The following is a 13897-nucleotide window of genomic DNA, read 5'->3' on the forward strand; positions in this document are numbered from 1 at the left end:
CGGTATCTCCATTAAATAACGATAAGCCCGTCGGTATCCAACTACCGACGAGCTTATTCGTTTTATCTGAAGATTAGCTGTTGAAACGCGGGAACGCGCTGGTTCCTGCGTAAACTGCTGCCTCGCCCAGGTCCTCTTCGATGCGCAGCAGCTGGTTGTACTTCGCTACGCGCTCGCTTCGGGCCGGGGCACCGGTCTTGATCTGGCCGGCGTTGGTGGCCACGCAGATCTCGGCGATGGTGACATCTTCGGTCTCGCCCGAACGGTGCGAGGTGATGGTGGTGTAACCGGCACGCTGGGCCATCGAGATGGCGTCCAGGGTCTCGGTGAGGGTGCCGATCTGGTTCACCTTGACCAGCAGCGAGTTCGCCGTATTGGTCTTGATGCCCTGAGCCAGGCGTTCCGGGTTGGTGACGAAGAGGTCATCGCCGACCAGCTGCACCTTGTCGCCGATGTTGTCGGTCAGGGTCTTCCACCCTTCCCAGTCGTTCTCATCCAGCGGATCCTCGATGGATACCAGCGGGAAGTCGGCAACCAGCGAGGCGTAGTAATCGCTCATCTGCTGTGCGCTGCGCGCTTCGCCTTCGAACTGGTAGGCGCCGTTCTCGTAGAACTCCGAGGAGGCCACGTCCAGCGCCAGGGCAATGTCCTTGCCCGGGGTGTAGCCGGCGCGCTTGATGGCTTCGGTGATCAGTTCCAGTGCCGCGCGGTTGCTTGGCAGGTTCGGCGCGAAGCCGCCCTCGTCGCCCAGCCCGGTGGACAGCTTCTTTTCCTGCAGTACCGACTTGAGGTTGTGGTAGACCTCGACGCCCCAGCGCAGGCCTTCGGAGAAGGTATCGGCGCCCAGCGGAGCGATCATGAATTCCTGGATGTCCACATCGGAGTCGGCGTGCGAGCCGCCGTTGAGGATGTTCATCAATGGCACCGGCAGCACGTGGGCGTTCGGGCCGCCCAGGTACTTGAACAGTGGCAGGTTGGCGCTGGCGGCCGCGGCGTTGGCCACGGCCAGGGAAACGCCCAAGATGGCGTTGGCGCCGAGCTTCGACTTGTTGGCGGTGCCGTCCAACTCGATCATCGCCTGGTCGATGGAGCGCTGGTCGGTGGCGTCCAGGCCCTCCAGCTCGTCGGCGATCTCTTCGATTACCGACCCAACGGCGCCCAAGACGCCCTTGCCGAGGTAGCGCTTCTTGTCGCCGTCGCGACGTTCCGCGGCTTCGAACTGGCCGGTGGAAGCACCGGATGGAACCGCGGCGCGGCCATGGGCACCATCGGTAAGTAGGACCTCGACCTCAACGGTCGGATTTCCGCGGGAATCAAGAATTTCGCGCGCGTGAATGGCGTCAATCAATGCCATGAGTAAGGACTCCTTGTATAAAGGGGTTGTCTAAGGGCTGGTCGATCCAGCGGTCCGATCGACCGTTGGCACCATTGCCTGTTCCCTAGCCTAGCGCTTCACCCCTTGTTAGGGCGACGTTGTTTCGCGCTTCGTTCCAGCATAATTTTTCGCCAGCGCGTCGCGCAGCACCGTTTCGGCATCCAAGCCAAGCTCCTCGGCCCGCGCCGAGAGGGCCAGCAGTTCGGAACTAAGGCTCTGCGCGTCATGCACCCGCCCCCGGATTTCGCTGGTGGGCTCCGGCAGTTTCGCGGCCCCCGCACGCCGGTGCCGGTCCAGCAGCTTTTGCGCCAGCGCCAGCGAGGGAAGACCGGCGGGAAGCCCGGCATTCTTACGCCGCGGCGCCCCGGCGCGTTCGGACTGCTTGGCCGCATCCCAAATCCGGATGATCTCAGCGATGTCCGTGGTGATCACCGGTTCGAGCCCACCCTGGGCATCGAAGACATGCCGGTTGCGGCGTTGCAGCTTGTCGGCCAACGCCTTGGCCACCTCCTGCAGGCCGAAGTGCTCCCGTTCCTCGGCGATCCGCGCATGGAGCAGGATCTGGAAGAGCAAGTCCCCGAGCTCCTCGCACAATAGCTGCGCATCCTGCGCGCCAATCGCGTCGAGCACCTCATAGGATTCCTCGATCAGGTAGGTGCGCAGGGACTCATGGGTCAACGCGCCGGTCCAGGCGCAGCGCTCCCGCAAGGTCCCGACGATCCAGATCAGCCGGTCTAATTCGCTCTCGCTTTGCATGCCTACAAGCTAATCACATGGATGCGGGCAGCCCGGGCAGACCATCGATGCTCAGCGAATTCTTCTGCGTGCGGTACTCTTCCATGCCCGCGGCGCCTTTTTTCTCGGCCTGCAGGCGCAGCAGCTCCCGTTCCCCGGCGAGCTCCATCACCGGTACTCCCCAACCGCAGGAGTCGCTGATCCGGGTGAGCTGAACCGAAATCACCGCGCGGGTGCTTGGATGCTCCGGGTGCAAGGCAACAACCTTCTCGAAGATTTCCTCGCCCGGCAGGTGAACCGCCCCGCGCCCGTGCAGGCGCACGATGCGTGGCCGGTCGTCGAAGGAATTGAACATCAGGCACACCCGGGCGTTTTCCCGGATATGCGCGATGGTTTCCACCCCGCTGCCGGTGTAGTCCACCCAGGCCACCTGGTTCGGGCCCAGCACCGAAAAGGAGTCATGCCCGCGCGGGGAGATGTTCACATGCCCTTGGTCCGATAGCGGCGCGGTGGCCACGAACCACATCGGCTGCCGTTGAATCCAGGTCTTCAGGTTCTCGTCTATGCCCTCAAAGATTTTGCCCACAAATTCGAGCATAGTGCATCGATTTCGGCTCCCGCCACCCTGCCTCGGGCAGGGTTAAACGTCGCAAGGGCCACCGGTTCGGTGGCCCTTGCGCGAATGATTGCGTCGAGAACTAGATCTCTTCGTAATCCTCGTCGTCGTCCTCATCGTCGTCTTCGTCGAGCAGGTCGGCGTAGTAGTCGTTGATGTATTCGACCAGCAGTTCACGCATTTCCAGCGGCACGAAGGCCGCCTCGGCGGCGTTCAGCGTCAGATCCAGCAGGTCTTCGAGATCGTAGTCGAAGGCCTCGACCAGCAATTCGAATTCATCGGACAGGCCCGTGCCGCTCATCAGCCGGTTGTCCGGGGAGATGGTGACGTTGAACCCGGTCTGCACCAGCAGGTCGATCGGGTGGGATTCGATTCCCTCGCCGAATCCGGCGGTGGCGCCGGTCTGCAGGTTCGAGGACGGGCAGATTTCCAGCGGAATGCCGCGTTCGCGCACCCAGTTGGCTACCGGGCCCAAGGAAACCAGTCCGGTGTCCTGGTCCAGGGTTTCCCCGTCGTCGTCCACGCCGCCGAACTCGATTTCGATATCTTCCGCGACGCGTACGCCGTGGCCCAAGCGGGTGGCGCGGCCGACCAGGATTGCATCCTTGATCGAGTCCAGCCCGGCGGCCTCGCCTGCGTGCACGGTGGCGGGGAAGAGATTCTCGGCCAGCAGGTCGAAGGCGTCCTTCATGCGCGAAGGCGGGAACCTATCCTCGGGGCCGGCGATGTCGAATCCGACCACGCCCCGTCCGCGGTGGCGCAAGGCCAGCTGGGCGATCTCCAGGCCGCGGTCTGCTTGGCGCATGGCGGAGAGCAGCTGGCCAACCTGAATCGGGTGGCCCTCGTTGTTCAGCGTCTCGCAGGCCTGATCCAGCCCTTCCTGCACGGCGTCGACGACGTCGTCCAGGCTCAGCCCCTCGCGCAGGTGCTGCTCGGGTGCGTAGCGCACCTCGCCGTAGATCACGCCGTCGGCCGCGAGGTCTTCGACGAATTCGCGAGCCACGCGGATCAGCGCATCGCGGGTCTGCATTACGGCCAGGGTGTGGTCAAAGGTTTCCAGGTAGCGTGGCAGCGAACCGGAGTCGGCCGATTCACGGAACCATTCACCCAAGGCTTCGGCGTCGGTGGCCGGCAGCTCGTGGCCGACCTCCGCTGCCAAGTCGATGATGGTTTGCGGGCGCAAGCCACCGTCAAGGTGGTCATGCAGCGAAACTTTGGGCAGATCCCGGAAGTCGAACTCGGGATCATAGGCAAGATGAATCATTTCTTCAGTCACAGGTCGAGCCTAGTCGCAATTCCTCCGCACAGATAGTTCTGCTGGGTAAAGATCTGCGAGCCGCTATGTGACCATCGTCAAGCCGGCGGGTTAACCCTGTTCGCGCTCGGGCGGGACCAGCTCCAGCGCCCCGGAGGTTTCGGCCGGTGCGCCGTTCTGCGTGCGCCGCTTGTACCGGGCAAACACCCGATTGACCAACAGGTCGATGAGGTAGCCCAGCAGCACCGCGAGCACCACCGAGACGATGATTCCCAGCAGTTTGTTATGCGCCAGCCAATTGCCCGCCAACGCTCCGATGCCCACCGAATAGGCGCCCCAGGTGACGCAGCCGATGATGTCGAAGAGGGTAAAGCGGCGGTGGCTGAAGCCCGTGGCGCCCGCCGTCAAATTCACCGCGACGCGGCCCACGGGGATATAGCGTGCGGTGAAAATCAGCAGCGCCCCTGAGGTCTGGAGCTTGCGCGCGGAAAAATTCAGCACGCGTTGCGCCCGCTTTCCGCGCATCCACGCGAAGCCGCGCGCCCCGAGCTTGCGGCCGATCAGGAAGGTGATCTGGTCCCCCACGATGGCCCCGGAAATGCCAAGCACTGCAATCAATACCAGGTTGGGCGACCCGGTGTTCACGCCCACGGCGGCCAGCGAGACCAGGAAGGACTCGGAGGGCACGATCGGAAAAAACGCATCGATCATGCAGAACAGAAACAACAGCGGCAGCACCCACCATGCGCTTGCTGCCTGCGTGATCGCCTCGTTGACCAGTTCCATTAATCTCTGCTTCTTCCCCCGGGCTTGCGCCTGACGCGCCGTGATTACATTCTCACTCGAGAACTCGCACCGATGCATCCGACCGTCGTCGCATAATGAATTTTATCCATCCACACCCACGGGTGGAGACATCTGTCCAACGATTGAACACCGCCTTCCGGTTCCCGGGAGTTTGCCGGGAGCTAGAGCCGCGCGCGGAGCAGCGGTTCACGACCACCGCGAAAAACGACAGCGGCACCCGACCACGGCGTGGGTCAGGTGCCGCTTCGCGCTGCAGGGATTCCGGCGCGCTCGCGGAAGTTCGGCTACTTCGCGGCAATCCGATCGAAGATCAGGCGGGTGTCCGCCCGGTCGGTATCCGAACCGATCAGGATCGACTTTTCCACCAGTTCGATGGCGCGCGGCAGCTTCTGCGGGGTATCGGTCAGCAGCGTCGCGATCGGCTGCCCGCGGCGCACCAAGGCGCCGGGCTTCACATGCAAGCGCACACCGGCACCTGCCTGCACCGAATCCTCCTTGCGGGCACGCCCCGCGCCCAGGAACCACGCCGCCAAGCCGATATCCATCGCGTCGAGCTTCAGCAGCGCGCCCTCGGCCGGCGCGTAGACGGTATGCGATTCGGTGGCCACCGGAAGCTTCGCGTCCGGGTCGCCGCCCTGGGCGATGATCATCTGCCGCCAGCGGTCCATCGCCTGGCCGTTGCCCAGCGCGGCGCGCACGTCAACGCCCTTGATCCCGGCACCGGCGAGCATCTCGGTGGCCAAGGCCACGGTCAGCTCGACCACGTCCTCTGGCCCGCCGCCGGCGAGCACCTCAACGGATTCCTCGACCTCGATCGCATTGCCGGCGGTCAACCCGAGCGGGGTGTCCATATTCGTCAGCAAGGCGACGGTATTCACCCCGGAATCGGTGCCCAGGTAGACCATGGTTTCGGCGAGCTCGCGGGCCATCGCCTCGTCCTTCATGAAGGCGCCGGAACCGACCTTCACATCCAGGATCAGCGTGCCGGTGCCTTCGGCGATCTTCTTGCTCATAATCGAGGAGGCGATCAGCGGCAGCGAGTCCACGGTGGCGGTCACATCCCGCAGCGCGTACAGCTTCTTATCCGCCGGGGCCAGCCCGGTGCCCGCGGCGCAGATCACCGCGCCGGCACCCGAAAGCTGGGCGAACATCTCCTCGTTGGTCAATGCCGCACGCCACCCCGGAATGGCTTCGAGCTTATCCAGGGTGCCTCCGGTGTGGCCCAGGCCGCGGCCGGAGAGCTGCGGGACGGCCACCCCGAAGCTGGCGACCAGCGGTGCCAGCGGCAGCGTGATCTTATCCCCCACCCCGCCGGTGGAGTGCTTGTCGGTGGTGGCCAGCCTCTTGCCGTTGGCATCGGTCAACCCGGAGAAGTCCATGCGTTCGCCCGAGTTGATCATCGCGTGGGTCCAGCGCGAAATTTCCGAACGGTTCATGCCGCGGAAGAAGATTGCCATATTCAGCGCGGACATCTGCTCTTCGGCGATGGCGCCGCGGGTGTACGCCTCGATGGTCCAGTCGATCATCTCGCCGCTGAGTTCCCCGCCATCGCGTTTGGTGCGGATGATATCGACGGCACTAAATTTTTCGGCAGCCATAATCTGGTTCCTTACTCGTCAATTTCTCGGAGGTGACTTCGCTACGCAAAAGCGCGCGGGTCACAAGGCAATATCGTTCGGGCCAAAGGCGTAGGGCAGCAGCTGTTCCATGGTGAGGATGCCGGTATCGGTTTTGATCAGCATGTCGGCACCCCGGTGCTCGAAGAGCAGTTGGCGGCAGCGCCCGCAGGGGGTGATCAGTTCGACCTTGCCCGCCTCCAGCTGGCCGAAACAGACAAAGTACGCCAGCTGGCCGCCGCCGGTGGCGAACATTTCGCCGACCATGGCGCACTCGGCGCACAGGGTCACCCCGTAGGCGGCGTTTTCGATATTGCACCCCGAGACGATTCGCCCATCGGTGGTTTGCGCCGCGGCGCCCACCCGGAACTTCGAGTAGGGTGCATAGGCCGTGGACAGCGCCGCCGCGGCCGCAGCTTCGAGCTGCGACCACGGCGCGGTGTTGTTTTCCATGGGGATTGTCATTCCTTCACATACGGTTCGCCGACGGCCGCCGGGCCACGCGAGCGGCCCACCAGTCCGGCGACGGCGAAGATCGTGACCAGATACGGCATCATCGCCATGAACTGGCTTGGCACCGGTGTGCCGATAATCGTCAAGATCACCTGCAGGTTATCCGCGAAGCCGAAGAGCAGCGCGGCGGCGAAGGCTCCGATCGGGTTCCAGCGTCCGAAGATCACCGCGGCCAGCGCGATGAAGCCGCGGCCGCCGGAAATCTCCTTGGTGAAGGAATCGATCGCCACCAGGGTGAAGAACGAGCCGCCGATGCCGGCGACGATGCCGCCGAGGGTGACGTTCCAGAAGCGGGTGGCGTTGACCTTGATGCCCAGGGTGTCCGCGGCCTTCGGGTGTTCGCCCACCGCACGCACGCGCAGCCCCCAACGGGTTTTGAACAGGCCGAACCAGACCAGGAAGACCGCCACGTACATCAGGTAGCCGATCAGCGACTGCTTGAACAGGATCGGGCCGATCACCGGGATGGCGCTCAACCCGGGGATCGCGATGATCGGCAGGTGGGCCGGCGAGTTGAACAGTTCCGGATCTTCCTGCATCACCGTGGTGAAGAGGAACCCGGTGATGCCCGAGACCAGCACGTTGAGCACCACGCCGACGATGATCTGGTTGACCAGGTACTTGATTGCGAAGACCGCGAGCACCAGGGAAACCAGCGCGCCGGCGATGCCCGCGGCGATCAGCCCGGCGAAGGCGTTTTTGGTCACCGAGGCGACGATCGCCGCGGTGAACGCGCCACCGAGCAGCTGGCCCTCGATGGCGATGTTGACCACGCCGGCACGTTCGCAGAGCACTCCGGAGAGCGAACCGAAGACCAGCGGCACCGCGAGCACCACCGCGCCGGCCAGCAGGCTGGCCAGCGAAATGCTGTTGATATTCGCCCCGGAGACCACCCAGATCAGGAAGCCCAGGACGAAGAGCACCGCGGCGATCACCACCGCCCAGGTCGGCAGGGCCTGCCCCTTGGCGCGCAGCCTCCAGGAATAGGCCGCCAGGGCCACCAGCAGCACCCCGAAGACGATATTCGTGGCCATGCCCGGGAAGACCAGGTCCGGAATCGTGAACGCGTCGGTGGCGGTGCTCAGCGAGAAGTGCGCCGCCTGGCTGCTGCCTAGGAAGCCGAAGCTGATCAGCGTGATCAGTGCGATGACGCTGAGCACGATTGGGGTTTTCTTGCTCGGCAACAGCGTGATCGACGGTTGCAGGCCTTGAGTCGTCATGGTGGTCACTTGGCACCTGCCTTGGTGGTTTCGGCGACGCGCGCGCGTCGCTTGGGGTTCATGCCGAAGATCGATTTCACCAGCGGCGGAGCGGCGATGAACAGCACGATCAGCGACTGCACCACGAGCACGATGTCGATTGGGGTGCCGGTGGAGATCTGCATATTGACCGCACCGGCGCGGAAGGCGCCGAACAGCAGTCCGGCGAAGAAGGTCCCCCACGGGGTGGAGCGGCCCAGCAGCGCCACGGTGATCGCGTCGAAGCCGAGCGAGCCGGCCACACCGGCGGTGAGCACCTTCTCGGTGCCGGCCACCTGGGCGACGCCGGCGGCACCGGCCAGCGCGCCGGCGAAGGCCATCGCCAGCATGGTGGTCCGTGCGACGTTCACCCCGGCGGTCCGTGCGGCCTGCGGGTTATGCCCTACCGCGCGGAATTCGAAGCCGAGGGTGGAGCGCTTGAGCATCCAGGCCACCAGCACCGTCAGCCCGATCGCCATGACGAACCCCAGGTGCAACCGGGAACCGGGCATCGCCGGGAAGGTCGCGTTGGCGTCGAGGATCGGGGAGATCGGGTTCGTCTCGCCGGGACGGCGGAAGGCGGTGGTGTTCATCAAGAAGTCCAGCAGGTACAGCGCCACGTAGTTGAACATGATCGTCAAGATCACCTCGTGCGCGCCGGTGCGGGCCTTGAGCAGGCCCACCAACCCGCCCCACAGCGCGCCGCCGAGCAGCCCGAAGATGATCACCAGCAGCAGGTGCAGCACCAGCGGCAGGTGCCAGGCGAACCCGACATAGCCGGCCATCGTGGCCCCGATGATGATCTGCCCCTGGGCACCGATGTTGAACATGCCCGCGCGGAAGGCCAGGGCAACGCCCAGGCCCGCGCAGATCAGCGGGGTGGAGACCGTCAGGGTCTCCAGGAACGGGGAGAAGCCCCGTGCGGAGTTGTAGATGGAGCCGTTGAACAGCGCCACGTAGCTTTCGGTTCCCGCGCGCCACAGCTGGGAGAAGAAATCGCTGGGTCGGGCGAAGATGTAGCTGGAGGTCTCGATGACCTTCTTGTCGGTGACCGCTACCAGCAGGCCGCCGATGACCAGGGCGACGATCACGCCGAGCAGCGAGACGATGCCCGGGCCCTGGGTGATCTTGCGGAAGAGCTCGTTGTTCGCCCGCCCGCCATCGGGCTGCGCTGCCGGCTTCTCGGCGGTCGGCATCTCGCCGATGGGGTTCTCGCTCACTGCGCTTCTCCTTCCGCTGCGTTGCTTTCGCCCGGCGCTGCTTGGCCGGGCTGCTTGGTTTCCACCGGCACCGGGGTCGCCTCGACGGGTTCGGCATCCGCCTTCACGTGCCCGGCCTGGCTGGTCGCATCCTCCTGGGAGACTCCGGCCATCATCAGGCCGAGCACCTCGCGGGAGGTGTCCCCCGGCACGATGCCGTTGATCTTGCCCTTGTAGAGCACCGCGATCCGGTCCGCCAGCTCCATCACCTCGTCCAGCTCGGTGGATACGATCAGCACCGGGGTGCCCTTGTCGCGTTCGGCGACGATGCGCCGGTGCAGGAACTCGATGGAGCCCACATCCACGCCGCGGGTGGGCTGCGAGGCGATGAACAGCTTCAAATCGCGGCTCAGCTCGCGGGCCATCACCACCTTCTGCTGGTTGCCGCCCGAAAGGCTGGACGCCGGGTTCAGCGGGTTGTCGGTGCGCACGTCGAAGTCGGCGATCTGCTTGGTCGCGTTCTTCTTCATCGCCTCCAGATTCATCGAAATCCCCTTGCCGAAGGGCTTTCGGTCGTACAGGTCCAGGATCAGGTTCTCTTCGATGGAGAACTGGGTGACCAGCCCGTGCACCGAGCGGTCCTCGGGGACAAATCCCACGCCAGAGCGCAGCACCGCCTTGACCGATTGGCCGACCAGTTCCTGCCCGTCGAGCTTGATCGATCCGGCATTCACCGGCTGGGTGCCGAGGATCGCCTCGGTCAGTTCGGTTTGCCCGTTGCCTTGCACCCCGGCCACGGCGAGGATCTCGCCCTTATGGATGTCGAAGGAGACCCGGTCCAAGGTGGTGGTGCCGGCCGGGTTGATGACGCTCAGCTCGCGCACCGCGAGACTGGCCTCCCCCGGGGTGCCCGCTTCCTTGTCCAGATTCAGCTGCACGGCGCGTCCGACCATCAGGTTGGCCAGCTCGGTGGTGGAGGTTTCGGGGGCGACCGAATCGACGACCAGGCCGCGGCGGACCACGGTGATCACATCGGAGACCGCGCGCACCTCGCGCAGCTTATGCGAGATGAACACGATCGAGGTGCCGTTGGCCTTGAGCTGGCGCATGATATCCAGCAGCTCGTCGGTTTCCTGCGGGGTCAGCACCGCGGTTGGCTCATCGAGGATGAGCACCTTCGCCTCGCGGACCAGCGCCTTGATGATTTCCACGCGCTGCTGCACGCCGACGGGCAAATCCTCGACGACCGCGTCCGGGTCGACGTTGAACCCATAGCGATCGGAGATTTCGCGGACCTTCTTGCGCGTGACCTGCAGGTCCAGCACGCCGCCGGCCTTGGTGGCTTCGGCGCCCAGGGCGATGTTCTCGGCGACGGTGAACACCGGGATCAGCATGAAGTGCTGATGCACCATGCCGATGCCGGCGGCCATGGCATCGCCGGGGCCGGAGAATGCCACCGGCTTGTCGTCGAGCAGGATGTGCCCCTCGGTCGGTTGGTACAGACCGTAGAGCACGTTCATTAGCGTGGACTTTCCCGCGCCGTTCTCACCGAGCAAGCAGTGGATCTGGGCATCATCGACGACGAGGTCGATGTCTTTGTTGGCGTAGAAAGAACCGAAGGCTTTCGAGATTCCTCGTAGTTCGAGTTTCACGATTCCACCATCTTTGTTATTCGGTTGCTGGCAGGTGGGCAGGCATAGAGCGCGTCACCTGCACACCGCTCAGGCGGTGAGCGGTGACGCGCTCGGATGACTTATTCTGTGGTGCGCCAAACCCTACTTAGGGCTGGCAGCCGATTCAACCTTCAGCTCACCGGAGATAATCGAGGCCTTCAGGGCCTCGAGCTCTGCCTTGGTTTCGTCGGAAACCTTGGAGTCGAAGTCGTGGAATGGAGCCAGGGCAACGCCCTCGTTCTCCAGCGTTCCGACATATGGGGTCGAATCGAAGTTGTCTGCGGCATCGGCGACGATGACCTCTTCGACGGCCTTATCCATGGTCTTGACCACCGAGGTGAGCATGACGTCCTTGTAGTCCGGCGCGGTCACGTAGCCGTCGGAGTCAACCCAAACCAGCTTGACGTCCTTGCCGGCCTTGTTGGCGTCCTGCACCGCAGCGCCGGCGCCCTTGCCTACCGGACCTGCCACAGGCATGACCACGTCTGCACCGTTGTCGATGAAGTTCTTGGTCACCTGCTTGCCCTTGTCCTGCTTTTCGAAGTCGCCGGTGAACGTGCCGTCCTGCTTCTTCTTGTCCCAGCCCAGCAGCTTGACGTCCTCGCCCTTGTCTTCGTTGAACTTGTCAACGCCGTCGGCGAAGCCGTCCATGAAGATGGTGACGGTAGGAATCTTGACGCCGCCGAAGGTGGCAACGGTGCCGGTCTCCGAGGCGGCAGCTGCCGCATAGCCGGCCAGGTAGGCTGCCTGAGCCGTGTCATAGATGATCGGCTTGACGTTTTCGATCTGCTCCTCGTACTGGAAGTCGACGATCGCGAAGTGCTTCTCCGGGTTAGCGGCAGCGGCTTCGGCGGTTGCGTCGCCGAGCAGGAATCCGACGGTGACCGTCAGATTGCAGCCGGCGTTCATCATGCCGGTGAGGTTGGTGGCGAAGTCGGCGTTCGACTTCGACTCCGCCTCGCGCGGGGTGAAGCCAATATCGTCGGCGGCGGCCAGCAGGCCGCGGTGCGAGGATTCGTTGAAGGACTGGTCGTCGAATCCGCCCGAGTCGGAAACGATGCAGCCAATGTAGTCAGAGTTGCCGGCAGCTCCGCCGGTTTCCTCTGGAGCGGCGCCACAGGCGCTCAATGCCAAAGCAGAAATGCCGAGCATGGCCGCGGCCATACCGGTCTTGCGCGATACGAAGCGCATCTAAACCTCCATGAGTGAAGTGCGAGATTACCGGGAGGCGAGGAACCTGTAACCCCACGAAGATGGCCTTCGCGAGCGGCACAAAAGTACTAGCTTTCCCATCGTTTCCATAGCCTATCGGAGATACGACAGAGGTAAAGACGTGGAAGATTGCAAACCGGTAACTTCCCGAACACGTAACGGCAAGCGCTTAACGTCAAACTCCAAGTCAGATGACGATTTGTTAATGCTTCAAAGAAGTGTTAAAAACTTTTGGGTTTCCCCTAGTTGGCCAGCGCTTCGTCGATGGCCTGCACCGCCGCGGCGGTCATTAAACGCACGCCCGTGCCGATGCATCGTTCATCTGGGTTATAGTCCCCGCGGTGCAGGTCGTAGGTCTTGCCTCCCGGAGTGCGGGTGCCAAGTCGCAACATTGCCCCCGGCACCTTCTGCGTCATCCAGGCAAAATCTTCTCCGCCCATGGACTGCGGGGTCAATTCGATCGCGGCCGCACCAAATTCTCGGCGACCGGCATCTTCGATCAACGCGGTTTCGCTCGGAGCGTTGATTACCGGCGGCACCCCGCGGGTGTGCTGCATCTTGATCTCCACCCCATAGGGGGCTGCCACCTGGCGGACCGTAGCATCGAGCAGCTCACCGGCCGCATACCAGACCTCGCCATCGAGGCAACGCATGGTTCCGGCCAGGTATCCGGTAGCGGGTATCGCATTCGGGGCGCTGCCGGCATGAATCTGCCCCCACACCACCGAGACGGCCGAGCGCACATCGACCTTGCGCCCGAGCACCGCCGGGACCTGGGTGGCGATCTGGCTCATTGCGAAGACGATGTCTTCGGTCAAATGCGGACGCGAGGTATGCCCGCCGCGGCCGTTGACCTCGATCCGAATGGTATCGCTGGCCGAGGTGATCGCGCCGATGCGGGTACCGATCTTGCCCACGTCGATCCGCGGATCGCAGTGCAGGGCCAGCACGCGTGGCACCTCATCCAGGATCCCCTGCTCGATCACCGACAGCGCGCCGCCGGGCAGTTTCTCCTCGGCAGGCTGGAAGATCACCCGAATTTTCCCGTGCAACGCCCCGGCCTCGTCCATCCGCTGCAATGCCAGCGCGACGCCGAGCATCACGGTGGTATGGATGTCGTGGCCGCAGGCGTGGGCCACCCCGTCGGTCAGCGAGGCGAAATCCAGTCCGGTTTCTTCCATCACCGGCAGCGCGTCGATATCCGCGCGCAGCCCGAGCCGGATCGGCCCCATCCCCACGTCGACGAATGCACCGGTCTGCTCCATGGCCACCGGTTCGAGCCCGGCGGCACGCAATGCCGCGAGAATTCGCGCGGTGCTCTGGTGCTCCGCGAAGGACAGTTCTGGGTTGCGGTGCAGCTCGCGGCGGAAGTCGATCAGCGCAGGCAGCAGCGGCTCGGTCCACGGTTGGACGGAAGCTAACTTGCCATTTTCATTCACGGTGGTCACCCCTGTGAGAATACGCCGTCGAGGAATCGGCGACCAGCTGGGCCGTAACCTTGAGCCTAATTACGCAATACAATCCCAGCCCAGGCCCCGGTTCATCGCGAACCGGGGCCAGGGGCACGGGACATTCGCTACTTGCCGCGGATCAGTTCGGCGCAGCGCTCACCAATCATCATCACCGTGAGATTCGGATTCACCGTCACCAACTCCGGC

12 protein-coding genes are annotated in these 13897 nt (G+C 64.0%); all 12 read right to left on the reverse strand.

Annotated features, from left to right (window positions below):
* Positions 1-73 precede the first annotated feature (73 nt).
* A complete protein-coding gene (eno, locus tag CQ015_RS16340; RefSeq protein WP_105553914.1) occupies positions 74-1354 on the reverse strand; it encodes a phosphopyruvate hydratase in 1281 nt (426 codons plus the stop codon).
* A 108-nt stretch (positions 1355-1462) separates the two neighbouring features.
* Positions 1463-2131 (reverse strand): MazG nucleotide pyrophosphohydrolase domain-containing protein, encoded by a 669-nt coding sequence (locus CQ015_RS16345; protein WP_105650647.1) that lies wholly within the window; start codon positions 2129-2131, stop codon positions 1463-1465.
* 13 nt (positions 2132-2144) lie between these two features.
* A complete protein-coding gene (locus CQ015_RS16350; protein WP_096287809.1) occupies positions 2145-2696 on the reverse strand; it encodes a pyridoxamine 5'-phosphate oxidase family protein in 552 nt (183 codons plus the stop codon).
* Between the two features lie 112 nt (positions 2697-2808).
* Positions 2809-3990 carry an adenosine deaminase gene (locus tag CQ015_RS16355; protein ID WP_374955697.1) on the reverse strand — a complete coding sequence of 394 codons (1182 nt, stop codon included), beginning with the start codon at positions 3988-3990 and terminating at the stop codon, positions 2809-2811.
* A 102-nt stretch (positions 3991-4092) separates the two neighbouring features.
* Positions 4093-4767 (reverse strand): DedA family protein, encoded by a 675-nt coding sequence (locus tag CQ015_RS16360; RefSeq protein WP_096287751.1) that lies wholly within the window; start codon positions 4765-4767, stop codon positions 4093-4095.
* Between the two features lie 305 nt (positions 4768-5072).
* Positions 5073-6386: a thymidine phosphorylase gene (locus CQ015_RS16365; protein ID WP_096287753.1), complete on the reverse strand. Its 1314-nt coding sequence runs from the start codon at positions 6384-6386 to the stop codon at positions 5073-5075.
* 60 nt (positions 6387-6446) lie between these two features.
* Complete coding sequence (locus CQ015_RS16370) at positions 6447-6857, reverse strand: cytidine deaminase (protein WP_096287755.1); 411 nt, start codon at positions 6855-6857, stop codon at positions 6447-6449.
* An 8-nt stretch (positions 6858-6865) separates the two neighbouring features.
* Positions 6866-8137, reverse strand: a complete 1272-nt coding sequence (locus CQ015_RS16375) for an ABC transporter permease (RefSeq protein WP_096287811.1) — start codon at positions 8135-8137, stop codon at positions 6866-6868.
* A gap of 5 nt (positions 8138-8142) precedes the next feature.
* Positions 8143-9375, reverse strand: coding sequence for an ABC transporter permease (locus CQ015_RS16380; RefSeq protein ID WP_374954995.1), 1233 nt, complete (start codon positions 9373-9375; stop codon positions 8143-8145).
* A complete protein-coding gene (locus CQ015_RS16385) occupies positions 9372-11006 on the reverse strand; it encodes an ABC transporter ATP-binding protein (RefSeq protein WP_105553918.1) in 1635 nt (544 codons plus the stop codon). Before CQ015_RS16385 ends, CQ015_RS16380 begins: the two co-directional genes overlap by 4 nt.
* Positions 11007-11129: 123 nt before the next feature.
* A complete protein-coding gene (locus CQ015_RS16390) occupies positions 11130-12218 on the reverse strand; it encodes a BMP family protein (RefSeq protein ID WP_105553919.1) in 1089 nt (362 codons plus the stop codon).
* A gap of 263 nt (positions 12219-12481) precedes the next feature.
* A complete protein-coding gene (locus CQ015_RS16395) occupies positions 12482-13678 on the reverse strand; it encodes an amidohydrolase (RefSeq protein ID WP_105553939.1) in 1197 nt (398 codons plus the stop codon).
* Between the last annotated feature and the right edge of the window lie 219 nt (positions 13679-13897).

It is taken from the genome of Arthrobacter sp. MYb221 (genome assembly GCF_002979835.1).
Taxonomy (GTDB): domain Bacteria; phylum Actinomycetota; class Actinomycetes; order Actinomycetales; family Micrococcaceae; genus Glutamicibacter.

Bases quoted from the DNA above. Each gene is read 5' to 3' on its own strand.
- CQ015_RS16370 (WP_096287755.1), bottom strand. From the start codon at position 6,857: ATGGAAAACAACACCGCGCCGTGGTCGCAGCTCGAAGCTGCGGCCGCG.
- CQ015_RS16390 (WP_105553919.1), bottom strand. From the start codon at position 12,218: ATGCGCTTCGTATCGCGCAAGACCGGTATGGCCGCGGCCATGCTCGGC.
- CQ015_RS16360 (WP_096287751.1), bottom strand. From the start codon at position 4,767: ATGGAACTGGTCAACGAGGCGATCACGCAGGCAGCAAGCGCATGGTGG.
- eno (WP_105553914.1), bottom strand. From the start codon at position 1,354: ATGGCATTGATTGACGCCATTCACGCGCGCGAAATTCTTGATTCCCGC.
- CQ015_RS16355 (WP_374955697.1), bottom strand. From the start codon at position 3,990: ATGATTCATCTTGCCTATGATCCCGAGTTCGACTTCCGGGATCTGCCC.
- CQ015_RS16375 (WP_096287811.1), bottom strand. From the start codon at position 8,137: ATGACGACTCAAGGCCTGCAACCGTCGATCACGCTGTTGCCGAGCAAG.
- CQ015_RS16345 (WP_105650647.1), bottom strand. From the start codon at position 2,131: ATGCAAAGCGAGAGCGAATTAGACCGGCTGATCTGGATCGTCGGGACC.
- CQ015_RS16365 (WP_096287753.1), bottom strand. From the start codon at position 6,386: ATGGCTGCCGAAAAATTTAGTGCCGTCGATATCATCCGCACCAAACGC.